The 20,535-nt window shown below is 60.0% G+C and carries 18 protein-coding genes and 1 pseudogene; 9 read left to right on the top strand and 10 right to left on the bottom strand.

The genetic code is table 11. The features are described 5' to 3' along the window. The 7 genes and pseudogenes from KP808_RS03800 (at position 1) to KP808_RS03770 (ending at position 3,641) form a co-directional block, all read left to right on the top strand. Entirely contained in the window at positions 1-810 is an 810-nt protein-coding gene (locus tag KP808_RS03800; protein ID WP_058400336.1) for a CheR family methyltransferase, read from the top strand. Then, a complete protein-coding gene (gene cheD / locus KP808_RS03795; RefSeq protein WP_230017473.1) occupies positions 807-1,349 on the top strand; it encodes a chemoreceptor glutamine deamidase CheD in 543 nt (180 codons plus the stop codon). Before KP808_RS03800 ends, cheD begins: the two co-directional genes overlap by 4 nt. Beyond that, on the top strand, positions 1,312-2,388 hold the full coding sequence (locus KP808_RS03790; protein WP_004663674.1) for a protein-glutamate methylesterase/protein-glutamine glutaminase: 1,077 nt from the start codon (positions 1,312-1,314) through the stop codon (positions 2,386-2,388). Before cheD ends, KP808_RS03790 begins: the two co-directional genes overlap by 38 nt. Before the next feature lie 66 nt (positions 2,389-2,454). Further along, positions 2,455-2,607: pseudogene (locus KP808_RS03785) on the top strand (M20 family metallopeptidase); the annotation flags it as partial. 196 nt (positions 2,608-2,803) lie between these two features. Next, positions 2,804-3,001, top strand: coding sequence for a hypothetical protein (locus KP808_RS03780; protein ID WP_316903565.1), 198 nt, complete (start codon positions 2,804-2,806; stop codon positions 2,999-3,001). A gap of 64 nt (positions 3,002-3,065) precedes the next feature. Next, complete coding sequence (locus KP808_RS03775) at positions 3,066-3,242, top strand: hypothetical protein (RefSeq protein WP_230017471.1); 177 nt, start codon at positions 3,066-3,068, stop codon at positions 3,240-3,242. A gap of 174 nt (positions 3,243-3,416) precedes the next feature. Next, positions 3,417-3,641 carry a hypothetical protein gene (locus tag KP808_RS03770; RefSeq protein ID WP_002553187.1) on the top strand — a complete coding sequence of 75 codons (225 nt, stop codon included), beginning with the start codon at positions 3,417-3,419 and terminating at the stop codon, positions 3,639-3,641. A gap of 34 nt (positions 3,642-3,675) precedes the next feature. Here the strand turns inward: KP808_RS03770 and KP808_RS03765 are convergent, their stop codons facing one another. The 4 genes from KP808_RS03765 to KP808_RS03750 all read right to left on the bottom strand — a co-directional run bounded on the left by KP808_RS03765 (position 3,676) and on the right by KP808_RS03750 (position 10,136). After that, complete coding sequence (locus KP808_RS03765; RefSeq protein WP_230017470.1) at positions 3,676-5,292, bottom strand: ATP-binding response regulator; 1,617 nt, start codon at positions 5,290-5,292, stop codon at positions 3,676-3,678. Positions 5,293-5,368: 76 nt separating this feature from the next. Then, complete coding sequence (locus KP808_RS03760) at positions 5,369-6,733, bottom strand: TolC family protein (protein WP_230017469.1); 1,365 nt, start codon at positions 6,731-6,733, stop codon at positions 5,369-5,371. An 11-nt stretch (positions 6,734-6,744) separates the two neighbouring features. Further along, positions 6,745-8,883, bottom strand: a complete 2,139-nt coding sequence (locus tag KP808_RS03755; protein ID WP_058400330.1) for a peptidase domain-containing ABC transporter — start codon at positions 8,881-8,883, stop codon at positions 6,745-6,747. Then, entirely contained in the window at positions 8,880-10,136 is a 1,257-nt protein-coding gene (locus KP808_RS03750) for an HlyD family secretion protein (RefSeq protein ID WP_058408725.1), read from the bottom strand. Before KP808_RS03750 ends, KP808_RS03755 begins: the two co-directional genes overlap by 4 nt. A gap of 249 nt (positions 10,137-10,385) precedes the next feature. Between KP808_RS03750 and KP808_RS03745 the strand changes: the two genes are divergently transcribed. Continuing rightward, positions 10,386-10,610 carry a hypothetical protein gene (locus KP808_RS03745; protein WP_005782644.1) on the top strand — a complete coding sequence of 75 codons (225 nt, stop codon included), beginning with the start codon at positions 10,386-10,388 and terminating at the stop codon, positions 10,608-10,610. Between the two features lie 60 nt (positions 10,611-10,670). On the opposite strand, the gene KP808_RS03740 is transcribed toward KP808_RS03745, so the two are convergent. Continuing rightward, positions 10,671-11,171, bottom strand: coding sequence for a hypothetical protein (locus KP808_RS03740; protein ID WP_219170924.1), 501 nt, complete (start codon positions 11,169-11,171; stop codon positions 10,671-10,673). A gap of 335 nt (positions 11,172-11,506) precedes the next feature. Here KP808_RS03740 and KP808_RS25900 point away from each other — a divergent pair, with 335 nt between their 5' ends. Next, positions 11,507-14,494, top strand: coding sequence for an autotransporter domain-containing protein (locus KP808_RS25900; protein ID WP_268257618.1), 2,988 nt, complete (start codon positions 11,507-11,509; stop codon positions 14,492-14,494). A 160-nt stretch (positions 14,495-14,654) separates the two neighbouring features. Here KP808_RS25900 and KP808_RS03725 read toward each other — a convergent pair whose 3' ends face one another. The 5 genes from KP808_RS03725 to KP808_RS03705 all read right to left on the bottom strand — a co-directional run bounded on the left by KP808_RS03725 (position 14,655) and on the right by KP808_RS03705 (position 20,277). Further along, entirely contained in the window at positions 14,655-16,277 is a 1,623-nt protein-coding gene (locus KP808_RS03725) for an FGGY-family carbohydrate kinase (RefSeq protein WP_230017468.1), read from the bottom strand. 4 nt (positions 16,278-16,281) lie between these two features. Further along, positions 16,282-17,010, bottom strand: coding sequence for an SDR family oxidoreductase (locus tag KP808_RS03720; RefSeq protein ID WP_058400326.1), 729 nt, complete (start codon positions 17,008-17,010; stop codon positions 16,282-16,284). Between the two features lie 36 nt (positions 17,011-17,046). Further along, positions 17,047-18,294 carry a sugar ABC transporter permease gene (locus tag KP808_RS03715; protein ID WP_058400325.1) on the bottom strand — a complete coding sequence of 416 codons (1,248 nt, stop codon included), beginning with the start codon at positions 18,292-18,294 and terminating at the stop codon, positions 17,047-17,049. Next, a complete protein-coding gene (locus tag KP808_RS03710; protein WP_230017467.1) occupies positions 18,291-19,112 on the bottom strand; it encodes an ATP-binding cassette domain-containing protein in 822 nt (273 codons plus the stop codon). The genes KP808_RS03715 and KP808_RS03710 overlap by 4 nt, the downstream gene beginning before the upstream one ends. 112 nt (positions 19,113-19,224) lie before the next feature. Further along, on the bottom strand, positions 19,225-20,277 hold the full coding sequence (locus KP808_RS03705; RefSeq protein ID WP_230017466.1) for an ABC transporter substrate-binding protein: 1,053 nt from the start codon (positions 20,275-20,277) through the stop codon (positions 19,225-19,227). Between the last annotated feature and the right edge of the window lie 258 nt (positions 20,278-20,535).

The following is a 20,535-nucleotide window of genomic DNA, read 5'->3' as shown; positions in this document are numbered from 1 at the left end:
ATGCCTGATACAGCGTCGCTCACCGATCGCGAATTCGGCCAGTTCCAGGCCTGGTTGTACAGCGCTGCGGGCATCAAACTGACGCTGGCCAAGAAAGCGCTGGTCGCCGGCCGTCTGTTCAAGCGTCTCAAGCATTACGAGCTGGACAACTATGGCGAGTATTTCAAGCTGATCATGAACGATCAGCGCAACGGCGAGCTGCAAGTGGCGCTGGACCTGCTGACCACCAACGAAACGTACTTCTTTCGCGAACCCAAGCATTTTGATTTTCTGCGCCAGCAGGTGCTGCCCAAGGTCACGCACGGCAAAATGTTCCGCATCTGGAGCGCTGCCAGTTCGTCTGGCGAAGAGCCCTACAGCCTGGCCATGACCCTGGCCGAACAACTGGGCACCACGCCCTGGGAAGTGATCGGCTCGGACATCAGCACCCGCGTGCTGAGCAAGGCGCGCAGCGGTCACTACCCCATGGAACGCACCGAGACGTTACCGCAACCTTTGCTGTTCAAATACTGTCTGAAAGGCATAGGTCGCCAGGAAGGAACCTTCCTGATCGACAAGTCGTTGCGCAGCCGGGTCAGTTTCGTGCAGGTCAATCTCAATGACACCCTGCCGGATCTGGGCGAGTTCGACGTAATCTTCCTGCGCAATGTGATGATTTATTTCGATCAGGAAACCAAAAGCAAAGTGGTGGCGCGGTTGATCCCGCGTCTCAAGCCAGGAGGCTATTTCATCATCAGCCACTCAGAAAGCCTGAACGGTGTAAATGACATGTTGAAAATGGTCTCCCCTTCGATTTACCGCAAACCATGAACACGCCTGTCGGTGTAGCCGAAATAGTGCTGGGGCCTGGCGAAGTGGTCTTTCAGACCCGGCCGACTCGCCTGCGCACGTTGCTGGGTTCATGCGTGGCGATTACCTTCTGGCACCCGTGGCGGCGTATTGGCGGCATGTGCCACTTCATGTTGCCCGGGCGCATACGCAGGCATCAGCCACTGGACGGCAGGTACGCTGACGAAGCGATGGAAATACTCATTCGCCATGCGCTGGCCAATGGCACCCTGCCGGAGGAATATCAGGTCAAACTGTTTGGCGGCGGCGAAATGTTTCCAGCTCATCGCCATGACCCGCACATGCAGAACGTCGCTGACAGCAACGTTCATGCGGCGCTTGCGCTGGCCGAACAGCACCGCTTGAAGCTGATGGCTCAGGATCTGGGCAGCACCGGCCATCGCAGCATCATCTTCGACCTGTGGGACGGAAACGTATGGGTCAGGCACCAACCAATGGAAGCAATGGAAGCAATGGAAAAAGATGCCAAACAAAAAAATCAGCGTACTGCTGGTCGATGATTCGGCCGTCGTTCGCCAGGTACTCGTGGCCATTCTCAACGACACCCCCGATATTCACGTCATGGGCGCGGCGTCGGACCCGATATTCGCCATGGCCAAGCTGGCTCAGGAATGGCCGGACGTCATCGTGCTGGACGTGGAAATGCCCCGCATGGACGGCATCACCTTTCTCAAGAAGATCATGAGCGAACGGCCAACGCCAGTGGTGATCTGCTCGTCGCTGACCCAGAAAGGCGCAGAAACTTCGTTGCAGGCGCTGTCTGCCGGGGCGGTGGAAATCATCACCAAACCTACCACCGGCCTGAAGAACTTCCTCATTGATTCAGCCGCCGAGCTGGTCGCGGCAGTCCGCGCAGCGGCGAACTCCAACGTCAAAAACCTCGGTAAGCGCACGGCTCCGCCCGTTCTGGCCCCGGCAAGCAAACTCACCGCAGACGCCATTTTGCCCGCAGCCAGCGGTCACGCCATGGCGCAGACCACCGAGCGCATTGTGGCCATCGGCACCTCGACCGGCGGCACTCAGGCACTGGAAGCGGTGCTGACTGCCCTGCCCAGAGTCTGTCCGGGCATGGTCATCGTTCAGCACATGCCGGAAAAATTCACTGCCTCGTTCGCCGAACGTCTCAACGGCTTGTCGCAGATCGAGGTACGCGAAGCCAGAAACAACGACCGCATCCTGCCCGGCCTGGCCCTGATTGCGCCCGGCGGCAAACACATGATGGTCACTCGCAGCGGTGCCTATTACCACGTTCAGGTCATCGACGGCCCACTGGTCAACCGCCACCGCCCTTCAGTGGACGTGCTGTTTCGTTCGGTGGCCAAATTCGCCGGCAAGAATGCTACGGGCATCATCATGACCGGCATGGGCGACGACGGCGCACGCGGTTTAAAGGAGATGCTTGATGCCGGAAGCTCGACCGTGGCTCAGGATGAAGCCAGTTGCGTCGTATTCGGCATGCCCAAAGAAGCCATCAAACTGAATGCTGCGCAGAGGATCATGCCGCTGCAGGAAATTCATCAGGCGATATTGCACCGATGAGATTGGAGGAGCGCCCTGGCTTGGGAACATACCAAGGTCAGGTTCGCCCGCATCATCGTGAAGACAGGCCCGGGAGAGCCGAGCATGGCCCACAAGGTGGATGAGTATTGTGAGGTCAGCAAACTTCAACAGTGCGTCGAGCTGTATGACGGTTTGATCGAAGACTGGGCAAACATTCAATCCACCGCTGCAGCACAACACACTAACGCATCACAATAATAGCCTTTTAATATTAAGCCACTGTCTTAGCACACCTGTACTATTTCTTTAGCCTGCGCACTGGTTAAGTATTGTAACGGCCACTAACACTTATCAGGCAATGACTGAAATGCTTGTAATGCGCTAATGGCTTACTGACCAGAAACTTTGAAATAACACGACAAACAGGTGATTTCAAATGAATAAGGAATTAATGATGCGCGAACTCGACAATGAAGAACTGGCACAGATCGGTGGCGGTATGACGGTAGGAGAAGGCGTGACAGCCATAGGCGTAGTAGCCGCTGCTGCGGCGCTGGCTCCGGTGACTGCCGTCGGTGCGGGTGTCATATTGGTCGGCGTGGCAGGGGCCAGCGCGATTGACGCCTTTCAGACCTACCAGATGGCGCAGTAACACGCCTTGCCATTCCGGGTGGGCAGCACAGTGCAGGCACCTGCCGGGAAAACAGGAGAACATTATGATGACCGATCGTCATAAGCTCTTTGGGAAAACCGTCAATTCGTCGGGACTGTTCTGGCTGGCATCGCTTGCGTTTCTTATTGCCGCCAGTCTTGATTTTCAATGGCATTACATTGGCCTTGCCGGCATGTTTACAGCGGTGGCCGCCATCGCTCGGCGTCGGCAGGAAACCTGATCAGCCCAGACTCATGATGAATGACTTGATCATCTAACGTCTTGCAAAGGTTGGTCCGGCTGCAAAACTCACAGACCGCCAGCCTCTGGATACAACTTATTGCACATGAGGATCAAGTCACCCGACCGCCAACTCGGCTTACCGTATTTTTCAATAACGACCACGAGGTTTGACATGATTATCCGCAATCAGAAAACCACTGGAACCACCGTCGACAATTATTCGGTTCATGCTCATGTACTGACCGATGCCGAGATGTACAGCGTCTCCGGTGGTGCCGATTTCACCATCATGCCGGTGCCTGGCATTGGCGTGATCAAACCGGACCCGATCTGCGTCTATCCATTCCCTGACGTGCCCCCGCCGTCGGATATTCGCGGACCATTCATTACTGCCTGATGCACCTGAATTCCCTGGCCCGTGTGCACGCAGGTCAGGGAATACTCATCCGCCGCTCGCGAATCGAGAGCAGGTTCAGGCGCAGTTCCGAAGGCCGCAACGGCTTGGACAACACTGAAACTTCCGCGCCCTGCATTGACTCAAGCACGACTTCCACTTCCCTCCCGGTAACAATCAGCGCAGGCACATCCCAGCCACGGGCAGCTCGTATACTCTCGATGCAGTCCAGACCATTGGCCACTGTGCCCAGATCGTAATCGGCGACGATAATGTCGCAATGAGTGGTGAGCCCCTCCGCCGATCGGGCGGTCTGCACTTCGCATCCCCACCTTTCAAGCAGCGCTGCGGTGGCCATCAGAACGTTCTGGTCGTCCTCCACCAGACACACCCTGACCCCTTTGAGCAGGCTCTCGCCCAATGCCTTCTTGGGTACCACCCGAACAGGCGCGCTCACCTCTTCAAGCCCATGAATGGTGACCGTAGTCCCGCGGTCTATTCGCGAGACAATCGCGATTTGCACATTGAGAATCTGGCTGAGCCTTTTGACGATGGACAACCCCAACCCGACGCCCTCCACGTCTTTGTCGCGCACATGGCGGATGCGGTAGAACTCGTCACAGACCCTGGGCAGATGTTCGGCAGCGATACCCCGGCCCTGGTCATACACACTGATCGACAGACGCCCCGCATGGCTGCGCACACCGATCAGCACCGGGTGGTCAGGGGCATATTTGAGCGCATTGGAAATGATGTTCTGCACCATCGTGGCGAGCAACGTGGCATCGACCCTGACCCAGCGTCGACAAGGTCGCACCCGAAGCTCTACACCGGCCCAGCGGGCAGCCGCAGTGTTCTGATGAGCGACTTCATTGAGCATGTCACCCAGATTGACCACATCCGACTTGGCTGAAACCTTGCCGCTGTCCAGCGTGTAAATGTCCAGAATCGAGCGAAACAGCTGCGACACGTTGTGCAGGGAGCGATCGATATTATCGACCAGTTGACGCTCATAATCGCCCAGCGGGCTGGACCGCAGGCAAGCGGTAAACATGCCGATGGAGTGGATGGGCTGGCGCAGGTCATGGCTGGCCTGAGCCAGAAACCGCTCTTTCTCGCGATTGGCCACGGTCGCCTGCTCTGACGCCTCGCGAGCCCTCACCAACAGAATGTGCGCATAGCCAGGCACCAGAATAGTGACGGCGACGAGCATCAAAACCATAAATGGCTGCGCCTGCCAGTACGGCGTCAACTGATAGATGACCAGTATCGCCAACAAGGCCAGGGACGCCGCAATTGCAAGATATCGCGAACCAAAGCGCATGCCGTTGCCTAGAGTGACCCAGACCATCACGCTGAAAACCGGCAGTGTTGCCTCCCCGCCAACGATCAGTCCGACGGAAATGGCAGTGTAGTCATGCACCATCCCGAATACACGGCGCAACGCAAACACACCTGGATAGCTGATGATGTGCTGGCGCAAGACCAGAGAAACCACCAGAAAGCCCGCATAGTAGAAAATGATGGGCTGATAGGTGGCAATCTTGAGCCCCGGCAGAAGACCAATCAACGATACATAGCTGATCGCAAACGTCGCCACGATCAACCGCAAGGTAGCCTGATCCAGTTCAGCGTTTTTCTTTCGGTCTTTCATGGACGCACCTCGTTGTGCAGCGAGCGCAGTACATTCTTGCGTCCATGCAGTCGATCACGCGGGGCCTGGAACGGCATCAGTCGCCGATGTTCAGGCTGCCAAGGTCAGATGCCAATTGCAGCTTGGCGTTATGCCAGTTGACCAGAGACTCCACGCGTTTCTGGGTCGCAGCGCTCAGATCGTTTTGCGAGCGCAGAAGCTCAAGAATACTGCCAACGCCTGCTTTGTAACGACCCTGGGCAATTTCGTAAGACTTGCTGGCACTCTCGACAAAAAGACGACTGATTGCCAGCGCCCTTGTTCTGGACTCCAGGGTCTGTCGACTCTTCCAGACACTGAGCGCAATACTGTTTTCAACCTCGTGCAGGGCCTGTTCGCGGGCGGCGCTTTCGTAACTGGCGGCCCGCGCTCTGCGCCGATTGAGAAAGCCATCGAAAATCGGCACGGTGATTTGCACACCGATAGTCCAGGTGTTCACCTCCTGACGGGTTGAAACCTGCTCGATAGGCGTGTCCTGGCGGCTGTAATTGCTGAACAGCGACACCGTCGGCAGCCCCTGGGCTTTTGCCGCATCGGCCTTGGCCTGGCTGGCCGCCCAGTCGGCGCGGGCCTTTTCGATAGCCGGATGGGACGCTCTGGCCTGCTCCATCAAACTATTGACGTTGCCCAGAAACACTCCTTCATCGGCCCCTGGCTCATCCAGTTCAACCAGCTTGAGCGGTGCTGATGGCGACAGCCCCAGTTGGCTGGCCAACTCGCCTTGTACCGCCGCCAGATCGCCCTCCGCCATGACCCTGTTCAATTGTGCTTCGGCATAACTGGATTGAGCCTGGAGACGATCCGTCTGCTCGCCGGCACCCGCGCGATACTTTGCGTCAGCGGCTTTCAGACTGTTGGCCGCCAGACGCTCGGCGCTTATTCTGGCGTTTAACAACGCCATGTTCGCCTGTACTTGATAGAAAACCCGGGCGGTGGCAAGCATCGACTTCTGCACCTCTTCGATCCGACTGCTACTGGCGACATTCAATAACTGCCGGGCGCTTTCTACTTTGGCGGCGCGCAGGCCAAAGTCGAACAATACCCAGCTCAGGTTGAGGCCGTAGACGCTGGTGTTGGAGTTCAACCTGGAGTCGGCTTCGGGAAAACCCGGGTAGCGCGTGGTCTTGCCAGCCCGCCCCTTTTGAAACTGCCCCTGCACGGTCGGATAGTAAGCCGAATGCTCGGCATCCAGGTCAGCCTGCCGTGCCAGCTCGGTCAGCCACACCTCACGCAATTTCGGGTCGGCACACAGCGCGACAGACACGGCCGTTGCCAGACTCAATGCGTCTGGCAGACGACTGGAGCCGGGGCATGCGTCCACACGGGCACCGGCCATGCACAACGACGTCATTAACAGGCCGAACGCGCTCAATAGACACTGCCAGCCAGCGCAACGAATCATGCCCCACCGCCTCACGCTGAAGGAGCCTCATTGAGCACCGGGCCATCGTAGGCAACCCGGCCTTGCGCAAGCGCCACGACCCGATCCGCCGTGCGGATGGTTTCCGGGCGGTGGGCAACGATGATGCGGGTGATGTTCAGCGTCTGCAGCGCCTGATTGACTGCGGCTTCCCTGTTGATGTCCAGGTGGCTGGTCGCTTCATCGAGAAACAGGAGTTGCGGGCGCTTGTAGAGGGCGCGGGCCAGTAGCACCCTTTGCTTCTGCCCACCGGACAGTACCGTGCCCATGTCGCCCACCAGCGTGTTATAGCCCATCGGCATCTGCGCAATATCATCGTGGACTGCAGCGAGATGCGCGCATTGCTCGATCCATTTCTGATCAGCACCGGTCTCGAAAAAGCTGATGTTGTCGCCGATGGAACCGGCGAACAGCACATCGTCCTGAAGCACCGTACCGGTGATACGGCGCAGCCTGCCGATGTTTTCCGGCCCGACCGGCAAGCCATCCAGCAGAACACTGCCTGCGCAGGGCGCCAGAATGCCCAGCATGACATTGAGCAAGGTACTTTTACCGCCCCCCGAGGGACCGACGATGGCTACCGATTCGCCTGCGCGGACATGAATTGACACGTCGTCCAGCACATACGGCTCGTGCTCGGAATAGCGAAAGCGCAATTGACGCACTTCAAGGCTGGGCACCCTGTCGTTGCACGCGTCATCAAACGCATCCGGACCGGCAATCGGCTCGGCATCGTGCAGCACGATGTCGGCGAGCCGCTCACCGTGCAGGCGCAACATGATCACGTCGACAATCTTGTCGATCAGACCGGCCACCCGACCGTTGAACTGCTCCTTGTACGAGTTGAACGCAATCAGCATACCGGCGCTGAATTGCCCTTCCAGAACCAGTCTGGCCCCCATCCAGATAACAATGATCGTGACCAGCCCGAACAGCACGCCGTTGAAGGCGCGATAGGCCAGTTGCAGTTTCTGCGGGTGCAGACCGGCATTGATTTCCTCGACCAGTAAAGCGCTCCAGGCACTGCAACGCTGCTCATGCCGATTGAACAGCTTGATGGTGCGCACGCCGCGCGCGCTTTCCAGAAAGTGCGATTGCTGGCGAGCAGCATGGACCAGCTGGTTTTCGCTGGCACGCCGCAACGGCCCGAACCAGATCCAGCGCGCCAGGCCGTAGATAATCATCGCCACCACAGCAACGAGCGCCAGCTTCGGGCTATAGGCAATCATCAGCCCCAGCGTGACGACCGTCATCAGCCCGTCCAGCAGGGCCTCAATGAACGATGTGGTCACGGTCTGCTGGATGGCCTTCAGAGAACCGAAGCGCGAGACGATATCGCCCAGATGGCGACGCTCGAAAAATGCCACCGGCAGGCGCAGCAGATGGGTAAAGACATTGATCTGCCACTGTGACCCGAGCATCGTGCCGAGGTACATCAGCGCCCATGCTCGGGCCAGCGCAACGGTGTGCTGAATGATCAGCAATAGGCCAAAGCCGATCGCCAGCACCGTCAGCAGGTCCAGGTCTGCACTGACCAGCACCTTGTCGATAACGGTCTGCATGAAAAACGGACTGAGGATGGTGCACAGCTCCAGCGCCAGGGCCAGAAGCAGCACCTGTGTCAGCACCCGGCCAAAGCCCTGTACTCGCCCCAGCAGTTTGCGCAGCGGGATCGGCGGCTGTGCAGCGGCGGGCTGAAAATCACTTTCCGGCCACAACTCCAGTGCCACGCCGGTAAATGCTGCCGACACCTCGTCAAGCGTCAGCTTGCACACGCCACGCCCCGGATCATGCACCACCACACCGCGTGCGTTGACCTCCTTGAGCACTACGAAATGGTTGAAGTTCCAGTGCAGCACGCAGGGCAACTGCAACTGACCGAGCGCATTCAGCTCGACCCGCAACGCACGGCTGCCCAACCCGAGCCGCGCCGCCATGTGGGTCAGTTGCTTGAGGTTGACCCCTTTCATTGAGGGCGAGAGGCGTTGCCGCAACGACAAGAGGTCACTGTGCTGGCCGTGATAACTGGCGATCATGGCCATGCACGCCAGGCCACATTCAGTGGCTTCGGCCTGGAGCACCACCGGCAGCTTTCTCCCGACACCAAAAGCGAAGGTATTTCTCAGGTTCAAAGCCGCTTTCCTATTCCGCGCAAGGGCTCCAGCATCCACTCATAGAGCGGCAGCCTTTCCTGCATGATGTCGGCGTCCAGTTGCATGCCGGAACGCAAGCGCTCGTGCATGCCCTGGCCGTCGATGGTTTGAGACGCCAGGGCAACCGTGACCCGGTAGAAAGGCCCCTGTTCACGCATCGGCTCGGAAACGTTGCCCAGGGTCATGACTTCATCGGCCGGCAACGCGGTACGCGAGATCGATGACACCCTGCCCGGTTGCAGTCCAAAGCGTTGATAGGGATAGGCCTGATAACGCAACATCACCGTGTCACCAGCGCGCACGAACCCCACAGAGCGGCTGGGCAGATACAGTTCAGCGTGGAGTTTTGCGTCGGCAGGAACAATGCTCAGTAACGGTCGCGTACTGTCGACTCGTGATCCATTGGAGACCGCGATCGCCGTGGCCTCACCCAGCGTCGGTGCGGTGATGAAAATCTCTCGTTTGGTTTCACTTTCGATCAAGCGGTCCTGATTCTCGGCCAGCCTGCGTCGCAGATCGGCAAGCTGCTTGCTCTGGTTGAACGGCAGCTCGACCAGTTCCGCCCGCAGCCTGGTGCTTTCGGCACGAACCGTCAGCAGCGAGCGATTAAGCTCTTCGCCCCGCAAGCGCATGTCCAGAACTGCATCCTGCTTTTCCTGAAGCTGGTCACGGGACACGTAGTCCTGGCGTTGCAGGTTGGCGTAGCGCTCGGCAAGGCCCTTGGTCAAAGCCAGCCGCTGACGCGTCAGGTCGATCTGCGCGAGTATTTTCTGCTGCTCGGTTTCAAGCGCCGCGACCTGACGTTTCTTGCCCTCCAGCTCCTGAAGATGCAGAGCGAGCGTCTCGTCGATTTCCTGAGCGAGGCTTTCCTGACGACGTTTGATCGACAGGCTGATCGCCCGTTGCGCGCCACCCGCCTCACCGCTTTGTGTGTCGCTGGACAAGGCCATCAGCACGGCGCCGTCTGCAACGTGTTGCCCCTCGACGATGTCGAGCCGGGTGATCACGCCAGCTTGTGGTGAGTAGATCCTGATCAGGCCGGTTTCAGGCAGCAGTACGCCGCTTGCGGCTGTACGTTTGGTGTAGGTGGCGAAGGTCAGGAACAGGCCCATGCTGATGCAAAACAGCAACGCCACCGCAGCGGCCAGCCTCATCGACAATGGACTGACCAGCAAAACCGTCCCCAACGTACTGCGCTTTTGCGCATCAAGCGCCTCAGGTCGAAAGAGCATGAATGACCATCGCTTCAATCATCAGAAATGCTCCATAAAACAGACACCGCAAACGGACCACGCATTACAGTCCTGACGACAATTAACCTCAATAGCACACATGAACTAATAGCCAAAAGACACACTAGCAAGTAGCTCATTTGTGCTATTGAGGTGTTTGTAAGCGGTGACTTTAATGGTGTTGTCTTCCGTCGTTCAACGGTACGGAAGCCCTGATCTATCAATAACCCTTTTAGAGGAAACAACGCCATGACTCAAGCAGTGAACCCACAACAGGCACATGATGCACTTCCTGCCGGACCAGCACTTCGAGTGCTGAACGAGACCGAGTTGAGCCAGGTCGGCGGCGGTATTGAATTCAGTGCATTTGGTTACACCTTCGCAGGCGGAGAGTCGTTTGCACCAGGTTTCAACTATGCGTCTATCACCAACTCGCGGGGTATTCCGGTTTATTACACAACCTGGCAGAACTGACAGCGTTATCAATACGCCTTACAGAACCCGGACACTGTCCGGGTTTTGTGCTGATGGCGTTTATTTCTGAAGTGTGAATTCGGCTTTGTCAAAAGACAGCCAGCAAGCATCATTGTCGGTCCATTTTGATTCACTGGTGCCCAACACACCTTTCACAAGAACCCTGTCGCCCTTCTTGAAGCTGCTTATTTTTTTCTTGTTGACCAACAGGTCATCGCGGGTGAGGCCCTGGCCCGTGCATTTGGGATTGGACGGATCGCTGAAGATGACCGCAATCTGATTCTGACCTACTGCCGTCCCTGTTTTGGTAATGCGTTGTACGACGCCAGGAATGATCAGTGTTCGGGCGTCCCATTTCTCTTTCGCGGTGACCTCATTGGTCTGCCAATCGCGCCATATTTCTGTCAAGGTTGTTTCTCTGGCCTCGGCCAGCCCTCTGAAATCCCCGCTCAGTACATCACCCGTTTGATCAAGGACGCCATTGGTCATTGACATGGCCTGATCAAGACCCGCACACCCAGACAATGCCAGAATCAACGGAAACAAGACTACACTTTTCATTCACACACTCCACTAACTGGCACACCAGACACCTAACGCTGCCACTCATTATTTAAATAATTAACGTCGAATAACTTCGCACGCAACCGTAGTCACGGCGCAACAGAACATCAATAGTACAGATGCACTAAGTCATCACTGGCCAACTGATTAAACCGGACATTACTGTGTGCCACTAGTACATACGCGTACGTGCCGCTAGTACATGCGTGCTATTTCCATTCAACCTTCGCCTCTCAATACTCCCGTTGTTGGCACCCCGCCGAACGGAAACGCCTAAGCCCTCAGGGCTGGCAGCCACCCCTTGTGGTCTTTATGGAGTATCTGGAGTCGCTATGAACCCCTTATTCAAACTATCCCCGCTTGCTTTTGCGGTTACTCTTGCACTGCTTCCAGATGCTCAGGCAGCGGATTACGTTCTTACCAATGGTCAGGAAACCTTTAACAGCGACCGCGTCATTGATGGCTCGATCGAGGTGCGGTCAACTGACGGCAACTCTTCCAGCCTCACCATCAACAGTGGCGCAACCGTGACCAGCGAAGGCGGCAACATTGTTGGCCAAGCCAGCAGTACCGGCGTCAACCCTGCCCAGGCCAGCGTCATAGTCGAAGGGGCCGGTTCGCGCTGGGTAGTACCGCGTACCTCATTTGTACTGGGTAACACGATCGTTGTCGGTGGGGTCGGTCAAGGCGACCTGAACGTGCGCAACGGGGGTCAGGTGTCGGTGCGGGATCTGGATCTGGGTGATGTCAACGGCGCTCGCTCCAACGCATTTTCAAACGCGCAGTTGCTGGTGAGTGGCCAGAACTCCCTGGTCGACGCGGTCAATATCGAAGCCGGTGGGGTGTTTGTCTACAGGTCGAGCATAACGGCCAATGATGGCGGCAAGATCAACAGCCAGCAGGTAGACATCGACTCCGTCGTCAATCTTTCCGGCGCCGGAACCCGCTGGGACAACAGTGGCGCGTTCAGAAACAGAAACAACCTTACTCTCGATAACGGCGCAGTACTGACCACCGACTCGCTCTTACTGGGTTCGGCCATCATCGGCCGCAGCAATCAGGTGAGTATTTCCGGACAAGGCACCCGCCTGGCAGCGCAAAGCATGACGCTCGGCACCAGTGACTCTCGCACTTACCTGACGCTGTCCGACGGTGCCGAGCTGAGTTCTACCAACGGTATTCTCATCAGCACCATCAGCAGCATCAACAACCCGACACGCGGCACGCTTGCTGTGGGCGGTCCGGTCGTGACCGACCCCAACCGTACCGATATCGATTCGACGACTGCCGGAACAGCTCAGGCGGCCGGCCGACTGGACCCGCAAACCGCCATTAATTTCGGCACCGGCAACGGGGGGCATTTGGCGTTCAACCATACCGATACTGATCTGCAGGTTGCCAACACGCTGAACGGAACGGGCCGAGTGTATGCGTTCAACGGCAATACCACCTTGAGCGGCGACCTTACCGGGCTGGCCGGCAGCGTCGTTGTGCGCGGCGGGCGACTGGTGCTGTCGGGGAACGTCGACCAGGTCAATCAGCGCGGCAATACAGCCACGACCCAAAGCCTTTCGCGGTTTAACGTAGGCAACGGCACCCTGGTGGTCAACGGTATTGCCGGGCGCACCGAGTTCGGGACGTATACCAACAGCGCACAGGTACTGGACGGCGGCGTTCTGGCCGGCGTCGGTCAGGTGGGTACTACGCAGGTAGCTTCCGGCGGTACTCTGTCGCCCGGAGAAAACGCCATAGGTGCGCTGGCCATACAAGGCGACCTCGACATGGCCGCAGGCTCACGTTACGCCGCGGACATCGCAGGCGACGGTAGAGCAGACAAGATCAACGTAAGCGGCACAGCCACCCTGCGCGGTACGCAGGTCAACGTGACTGCGCTGGATCCTGCGCAAAGCTATCAGAGCGGCAGAACTTACACCTTGCTCTCTGCTCAGGGCGGTGTGGTCGACGGTGCCGCCGCAGGCACCGCCTATGCCCAGGCGCTGACCAACTCGGCGTTCCTGAATGTCGGACTGCAGCGTACCGCCAATGATCTGAACCTCACCATCGAGCAAAAAAGCGTAGAGCCGACACCTACGCCAACCCCAACTCCAACACCGGAGCCAACTCCAACTCCTGAGCCGACACCAACACCAGAGCCTACACCTACGCCCACTCCAGAACCCGCACCAACACCAGGCATCTTTCAGACGGTCATGCTGACTCAAAACCAGTTCAATACCGCTGGCGCGCTGAGCGTACTCGAGCAAAGCGGTGAGCCGCTGCGCCTCTACAACAACCTGCTGATTCTGGATGCCGAAAGCGCTCGCAACGCAGCCGATCAACTGTCTGGCGACTACCTCGGCAGTACCTCGACAGCCCTGATCGCTAATAGCCAGGTGGTATCGGGAGTACTGGGCACTCGTATGCGTAATCTGCTGGATACGGGAACATTGCGCATGCCTGCCATGGCACTCAATCTGATGCCAAGCACACCGACCACGCAAAACGGTGCCTGGGTGCAGCCATTCGGCAACTGGACCAAGACAAGCGGCAATAACGGTGCCGGTGGTCTGCACCAAAGCACTGGCGGCCTGCTGTTCGGGGCAGATGGTAGCTTCACACCGGATTGGCGCGGTGGCGTCTACGCTGGCTACAGCCGTTCGAAGTTCGACGCCGATGACAGCGATGCTGACGGTCACAGCGACAACTATCATCTGGGCCTCTACACCGGTGGCCAGATCGATGCCCTGCGCCTCAGTGCTGACCTCGGTTACACCTGGCACAAGCTGGAGAGTGAGCGGAATGTGGCGTTTGCCGGATTCAGTGATCACTTGACCGGCAAACGCAACGCCCAGTCGCTGCAGGCAAGTGGTGAAGCGGCCTACCGCATACCGGTCGGCAGCATGGCTCTGGAGCCTTTCGCCGGTCTTTCCTACGTGCGCTACGACGCCAAAGACCTGCACGAAAAAGGCGGGCCAGCCGCACTGGACGTGTCCAGCGATAAACAGGACACCTTCTTCTCGACACTGGGTCTGCGCGCGTCGTCGAGCATCAATGTGGCGAACGTCAATACGCAGGTTTACGGCTCAGTAGGATGGCGACGCGCCTACGGTGACCTGGACCCGCGCAACGTCCAGTCTTTCGCCGGCGGGCCAAACTTCGAAGTGCAGGGCGTCGCTCAAACGCGCAACACCGCCTTGACTGAAGTGGGCGCGAAACTGCGCTTGAACAGGCAGACCGATCTGGACCTGTCCTACCAAGGGCAGTTCGGTACCGACACGCGCTTCCATTCGGTCAATGCAGGCGTGACTGTTCGCTTCTGACCGTAGTTGTAGCGCTCGGCGTTATACACAAGTCTGCTCTCGATTCTGGCCTAAGGCCGTGGGAGCAAGCTTGATCGCCAAGGGTCCAGTACAGCACCGAAAACGGGGCGTCTGGACCCTTTTTTGTTGAGCAGGCTCATCACGGACTTCAGGGTCGAACTCATTCTCGAATGAATATAGATCGCACTTCTCGTTCAGCTGCCTGAAGAACCTCGAACGCAGCGTAGCGCCTGCGATGCTGGTCTGCGAGCGCTCCCTCTACCGGTGTAAACACGCGATCCAGGCTCGCCATGCGTTCCATGACATCGAGCAGACGGAGACCCGCTTCAGCAGCAACGGCACCCAGCATGGCCGCCCCTCGCAATACCGGTTCCTCGGTGTCACTAACCGCCACCGGTACACCGGTGGCATCGGCAAGCAACTGCCGGACGAAATCGCTCTGGGCTGCACCGCCACTGGCAACGATCAGCTCGATAGGGATACCGTCACGCGCCAAGGCTTCGAGCAGTTGCCGCAGACCGTAGGCGATGCCGCAGAGGCCAGCGACGTATAAGCCGGGAAGTCCCTCTAGCTCCCGATCCAGGGTCAGCCCAGCGAGCACCGCACGGGCATCGGGATCGGCGAACGGCGAACGGTTACCGAGGAATTCGGGCACCACGTGCAGACCGTCGGCCAGGCCCAGCGCCGCGCTGCCGAGGGGCGCCACCTGGGCTTCGAGCCAGGCAAGCAGCGTCTGGCCCTGTTGCGCGGCCGTCTCGCGTGCTTCTCCCACTGCCGGATGCAGAGAGACCAGGTGATCGATGGCCGACCCCGCAGCCGACTGCCCGCCCTCGGTGAGCCAGAGCCCCGGCAGCATAGCCGAGTAATACGGGCCCCAGACGCCATCGACGTAGGCCGGCACCGGACTGGATGCCATGGAGCAGGCCGAAGTGCCGAAGATATAGGCCAGACGCTGCGTGACCGTCGTCTGCCCATCGGGGGAGGCACCGCCGAGGGAGCCGACCCCGCCAGCATGGGCGTCGATCAGCGCCGCGCCCACCGCCGTGCCCGGCAGCAGGCCAAACTCGGCTGCCGCGCTCGGGCAGAGCCCTTGGCCCAAGGGCGTACCGGGTTCGACGATGCGCGTGCCAAGCCGTACGAAACCTTCTTCTGCCAGTTCGCCAAGCCCTATGGTCTCGAAATAGGAGGGGTCCCAGCGTTGCTCGTGGGCCAGATAGGTCCACTTGCAGGTGACGGTGCAGGCCGACCTCGCCAGGTCGCCGGTGGCACGCCAGGTGAGATAGTCTGCCAGGTCGAAGAAATGCCCGGCGCGGTCGAAAGCCTGTGGCCGATGACGTTTGAGCCAGAGCAGCTTGGGCGTTTCCATCTCCGGCGACATGCGCCCCCCTACGTAGCGCAGTACCGGATGGCCAGTCGCGGTGATCTCGATCGCCTCCGCCGTGGCGCGATGATCCATCCAGACCATGACGTTGCGCTGGTCGTCGCCTGAGTCGCCGACGCCGACCGGATCGCCCGCGGCCGTTACCACCACCAGCGAGCAGGTGGCATCGAAGCCGATGCCAGCGATAGCCTCGGCCCCGACGCCAGCCTTGTCCAGCGCGCAGCGGACGCTGCTGACAATGGCCTGCCAGATCTGCTCAGCCGACTGCTCGACCCGCTGTCCGCCGCCATGCCAGATTTCAAGCGGAGCCTTGGCCGCGGCCAGCAGCCGCCCGCTGGCGTCGAACACGCCTGCCCGCGCGCTGCCAGTTCCCACATCGACACCTATGAAATGTCGGCTCATGGCATTAAAGGTCCACGCTGAAGGGCATGATGACCAGATCGCGGACCACCACGTTGTGCGGCCGGGTCAGCATGAACAGCACCGCTTCGGCGACCTCGTTGGCCTCCATCAGGGCACCCGACGCCTTGGCCTCGTCGAGCTTGGATTGCGGCCAGTCGCTGATCAACGCGGTGACCACCGGCCCGGGTGCCACCGCGCCGACGCGAATGCCATGTTTAATCAATTGCCGACGCAGGCTATGAGTAAAGGCCTGGATGGCATGCTTGGAGGCCGTGTAGATTGGCTCCCAAACCACCGGGATCAGCCCGGCGATGGAGCTGGTCAGCATGATGTCGCCGCTGCCCCGTTCGATCATGTGTGGCAGCACCGCCTGCACCGAACGGAAGGCGGCGTTGATATTCAGATTAAGCATGCGATCCCACTGATCCGGATCGCCATCCGCAACTTCGCCGCCGATGTAGGCGCCGGCGTTGGCGTGGAAGATGTCGAGCCGGCCGAAGCGCTCGAGGATCTGCGGCAGCATGGTCTTGACGCTGTCCGGATCAAGCAGGTCCACCACCACGGGAAAGGCGTTCGGGCCCAGCTCGACGCAGACCTTTTCCAGGCCTTCGCGAGAGCGGTCTATCAACGCCACCTGGGCACCGGCAGCGAGCATTTCCTTGGCGCACGCCAGGCCGATACCGGAGGCACCGCCGGTGATGGCGGCGACTTTCATGGATAGTTTCTGGTTCATGTGTTCACCTCTGTATTCGAAAGTGGGGTGTCAGCGTCACGCCCGCCCGTGGACAGCCCGCGAACGGCGCGCCAGGGCGTCGATGATGACCGCGAGCGCCAGAACGGCACCGGTGATCATGTAGCGCAGCGCCGAGGACAGATCGAGCATGGTCAGGCCGCTGGCGATAGACTGGATAACGATCACCCCAAGCAGGGCGGAGTAGGCACTGCCGCGACCGCCGAACAGGCTGGTGCCGCCAATCACCGCCGCGGCGATGGCATTGAGGTTGACGTCACCGGTCCCCGCCTGCTGACTGGCCGAGGCCAGCCGCGCCGCGGCGAGGATGCCGCCCAGCGCGGCCAGGCTGGCGCACAGCACAAAGGCCGAGGTGTAGATGCGCCGCACATTGATACCCGCGCGGCGCGCAGCTTCGCGATTGCCACCCACCGCCATCAGGCTGCGACCCCAGCGGGTCCGGGTGAAGGCATAATTCATCGCCACCACCAGCGCGACGAAGAAGGCGAAGATCCACGGCACCCCACGATCCTGGTTGAGGTAGTAGGCGACAGAACCGAGCAGGACCGTCAGGGCCAGTGATTGCAGCGCCAGCCCGACCAGCGAGGGCGACGACAGCTGCGCCTGGCGCCGCCGCGCCCGTTCCCGGTAGCCATTGACGAACCGCAACGTGCCGGTCAGACCCGCCAGCAGGTAGGCCAGAAGCGGCGGCAGGGTGTCGAGTTGGCCGAAGCTCACCAGGAAGGAGTCGTACGGCAGGTTGATGGAGCCGGCGTTACCAAGCACCTGAAGCTGCAATCCCAGCACCGTCAGCAGTCCCGCCAGAGACGCTACGAAGCTGGGCATGCCCAGGCGGGTGAACAGCAGCGAATAGAGGCTGCCGATCAGGGCACCCGCGACCAGGGCAGCAAGGATCGCCAAGCCCACCGGCCAACCCTGATTGACCCAGAGAACGCCCACCAGCGCTGACGCGAAGCCGCTGATTGAACCCACGGACAGATCGATCTCCCCCACCATCAGTACGCACACAACTCCAAGAGAAATAATGCCCACGGTAGCGGCGTCGAACAGCAGGTTGGACAGGTTGGCGCTGGAGAGAAACACCGGATTCAAAACGCCGAACGCGGTCCAGATCACCACCAGGCCGATCACTACTGGCAGCGGTCCGAGGTCTCCGGCGCGAATCCGCTCGGCCGTGGCCTTGAGGCTGGCGGCCAGGCCCACGGTCTGGTTGACGCGGCTGTCGCTCCGGTCGAGTAACGCCGCCGTTTCGTTGGTCTGGCTCATGACGGCTGCTCCTGACTGGTTTCGAGGGTGGCGGCCTGACGGCGCAGAGCGCGCCGCGAGACCGAATTGTCGTCAGCCCCGGTGATCGCGCCGATCAGCTCCTGGCTGCTCACGTCCGGGGCGAAAATACCGTTGTTGCGCCCAAGACGCAGCACGGCGATGCGATCGGCCACGGCCCGCACGTCTTCCATGTTGTGGCTGATGACCACCACCGCCAGCCCCCGGTCGCGCACCCGTTCGATGAGGTTGAGTACCTCGGCGGTCTGGGCCACGCCCAGAGCAGCGGTGGGCTCGTCGAGCAGGATGACCTTGGGTTCAAGCAGCAACGACCTTGCGATGGCCACCGTCTGCCGCTGCCCGCCGGAGAGCGCGGCGATGGGTAGCCGCACGCTGGGAATGCGCGCCGATAGTTCGCCCAGTAGCTTCCAGGTACGGACCTCCATGGTGGTCTCGTCCAGGGCCCACGGGTGCAGTTCGCGGCCAAGAAACATGTTGGCCACGACGTCGAGGTTCTCGCACAGCGCCAGGTCCTGGAACACTGTAGCGATACCCAGCGCCTGGGCCTGGGCGGGACTGGCAAGGCTCACCGCCTGCCCGCCCACCTTAAGCGAACCGGAGGTGGGCTGGTGAACGCCAGAGATGATCTTGACCAGGGTGGACTTGCCGGCGCCATTGTCACCGACCAGGGCCACCACTTCGCCGGGATACAGGTCCAGGTCGATATCGGATAGCACCGAGATCGCACCGAAGCTCTTGCAGATACCACGCAAGCTCAATACGGGCTCGCGCGGGACCGTCTGGCCGGGATGATCAGCCATGTTTGACTCCCTTGTATTGTTGTTGATGTCCAGCAGGACGTAAGAAGTCAGCGCGAGCTGAGCAAGGCGGCTGTCCGTCAATTACCGCGCTTGCCCCGCCCGCGCAATGTCATCAGGGCTTGATGCCCAGTTTCTGACAACCCGCGGCATAACGATCCGTGCACAGCTGGGCAGCGGTCTGGATCGGTTGGCCGGCCACACGTTGATCGATAATCTGCGCCTTCAAATTCTCGGCCGTGACCAGAGTCGGCACGAACAACCGCGACGGCGCGTCATACAGCGTGGTCTCAGGCTTGGGCGTCTTGCCAGCGATAAACTCGCCCGCAACATCAGCCGCCGCGCTGGCGACGATCTCGCTGGGCTTGGAGATGGTGTTGTACTGGTCGCCAGCAATGATCAGCTGTAGGCCGGCCACGGTGGCATCATTGCCGGTGATCGGCGGCACCGGACTCACCCCGGCCGCCTTGAAAGCAGCCACCGCACCGCCAGCGGTACCGTCGTTGGCAGCCACCACGCCCAGGATGCGCTTGCCAAAGCGGGTGATCTGGCCGCTGGCCCATTGCTGCGCCTTGGCGGGTGCCCACTCGGGCGTGTCGTAATCGGCGAGGATCTGATAGCCGCCTTCGGCAAGCCCGGCCATGATGCCCTTCTTGATCAGCCCCGCAGCGGCATCGGTGGGCGAGCCGCCGATCACAAGCAGGCCACCGCTCTGCGGATCGACCTTCTGCGCCTGCAGGTGCTGTACCAGCGAGGTGGCGATTGTCTTGCCAATCGCCTCGTTGTCAAAGGACACGTAGTAATCGACCGGCACCGAGGTCACCGGTCGATCGTAGGCGATGACCTTGACGCCACGGGCCTGCGCCTGACGGACCAGGGAGCCCGCCGCCTTGGAATCCACCGGATCGAGAACGATGACCTTGGCCCCCTGCGACAGCGCGGCGTTGAACTGCTGCTGCTGACGGGAGGCGTCGCCGTTGGCGTTCTGGTAAATCACTCGGCAGTCGGCACAGACCGTCTTCATCTGTCGCTGGAAGCCTGGCAGGTCGTGCTCTTCGTAACGGGTGGAACTCTGGTCGGGCATGAGGAAAGCCACCGGCGATGCCGCGGGCGGGGCCGCCTGCAGACCGGAGGCGGCCAGACTGGTGCCGACGGCAAATGCCAGCACGGTGCGGGAGAGCCGGGAGAGCTTGAAGATTCGCGCCATTTTCTTGTTATCCTTGGATAGGGCTTTGAACCGGGCTATTCGTAGACTGCGGCCCCGCCCGGTGGGTGGGGTGTGCTGCGGCTGGAGGCTCAGGATCGCTATACTCCCCTACCTGACGACACACACCCGACCGACGCCGATCACGAGATCCGACGAAAGATGGATATGGCCAGCGGCACAGCATTGCAGACCAGATTGCAATCCCATCGACGATGCTGC

Source organism: Pseudomonas savastanoi, assembly GCF_020917325.1.
Classification (GTDB): domain Bacteria; phylum Pseudomonadota; class Gammaproteobacteria; order Pseudomonadales; family Pseudomonadaceae; genus Aquipseudomonas; species Aquipseudomonas amygdali.
Note: the sequence above shows the minus strand (reverse complement) of the source record. Positions and strands in the feature narration are given on the sequence as shown.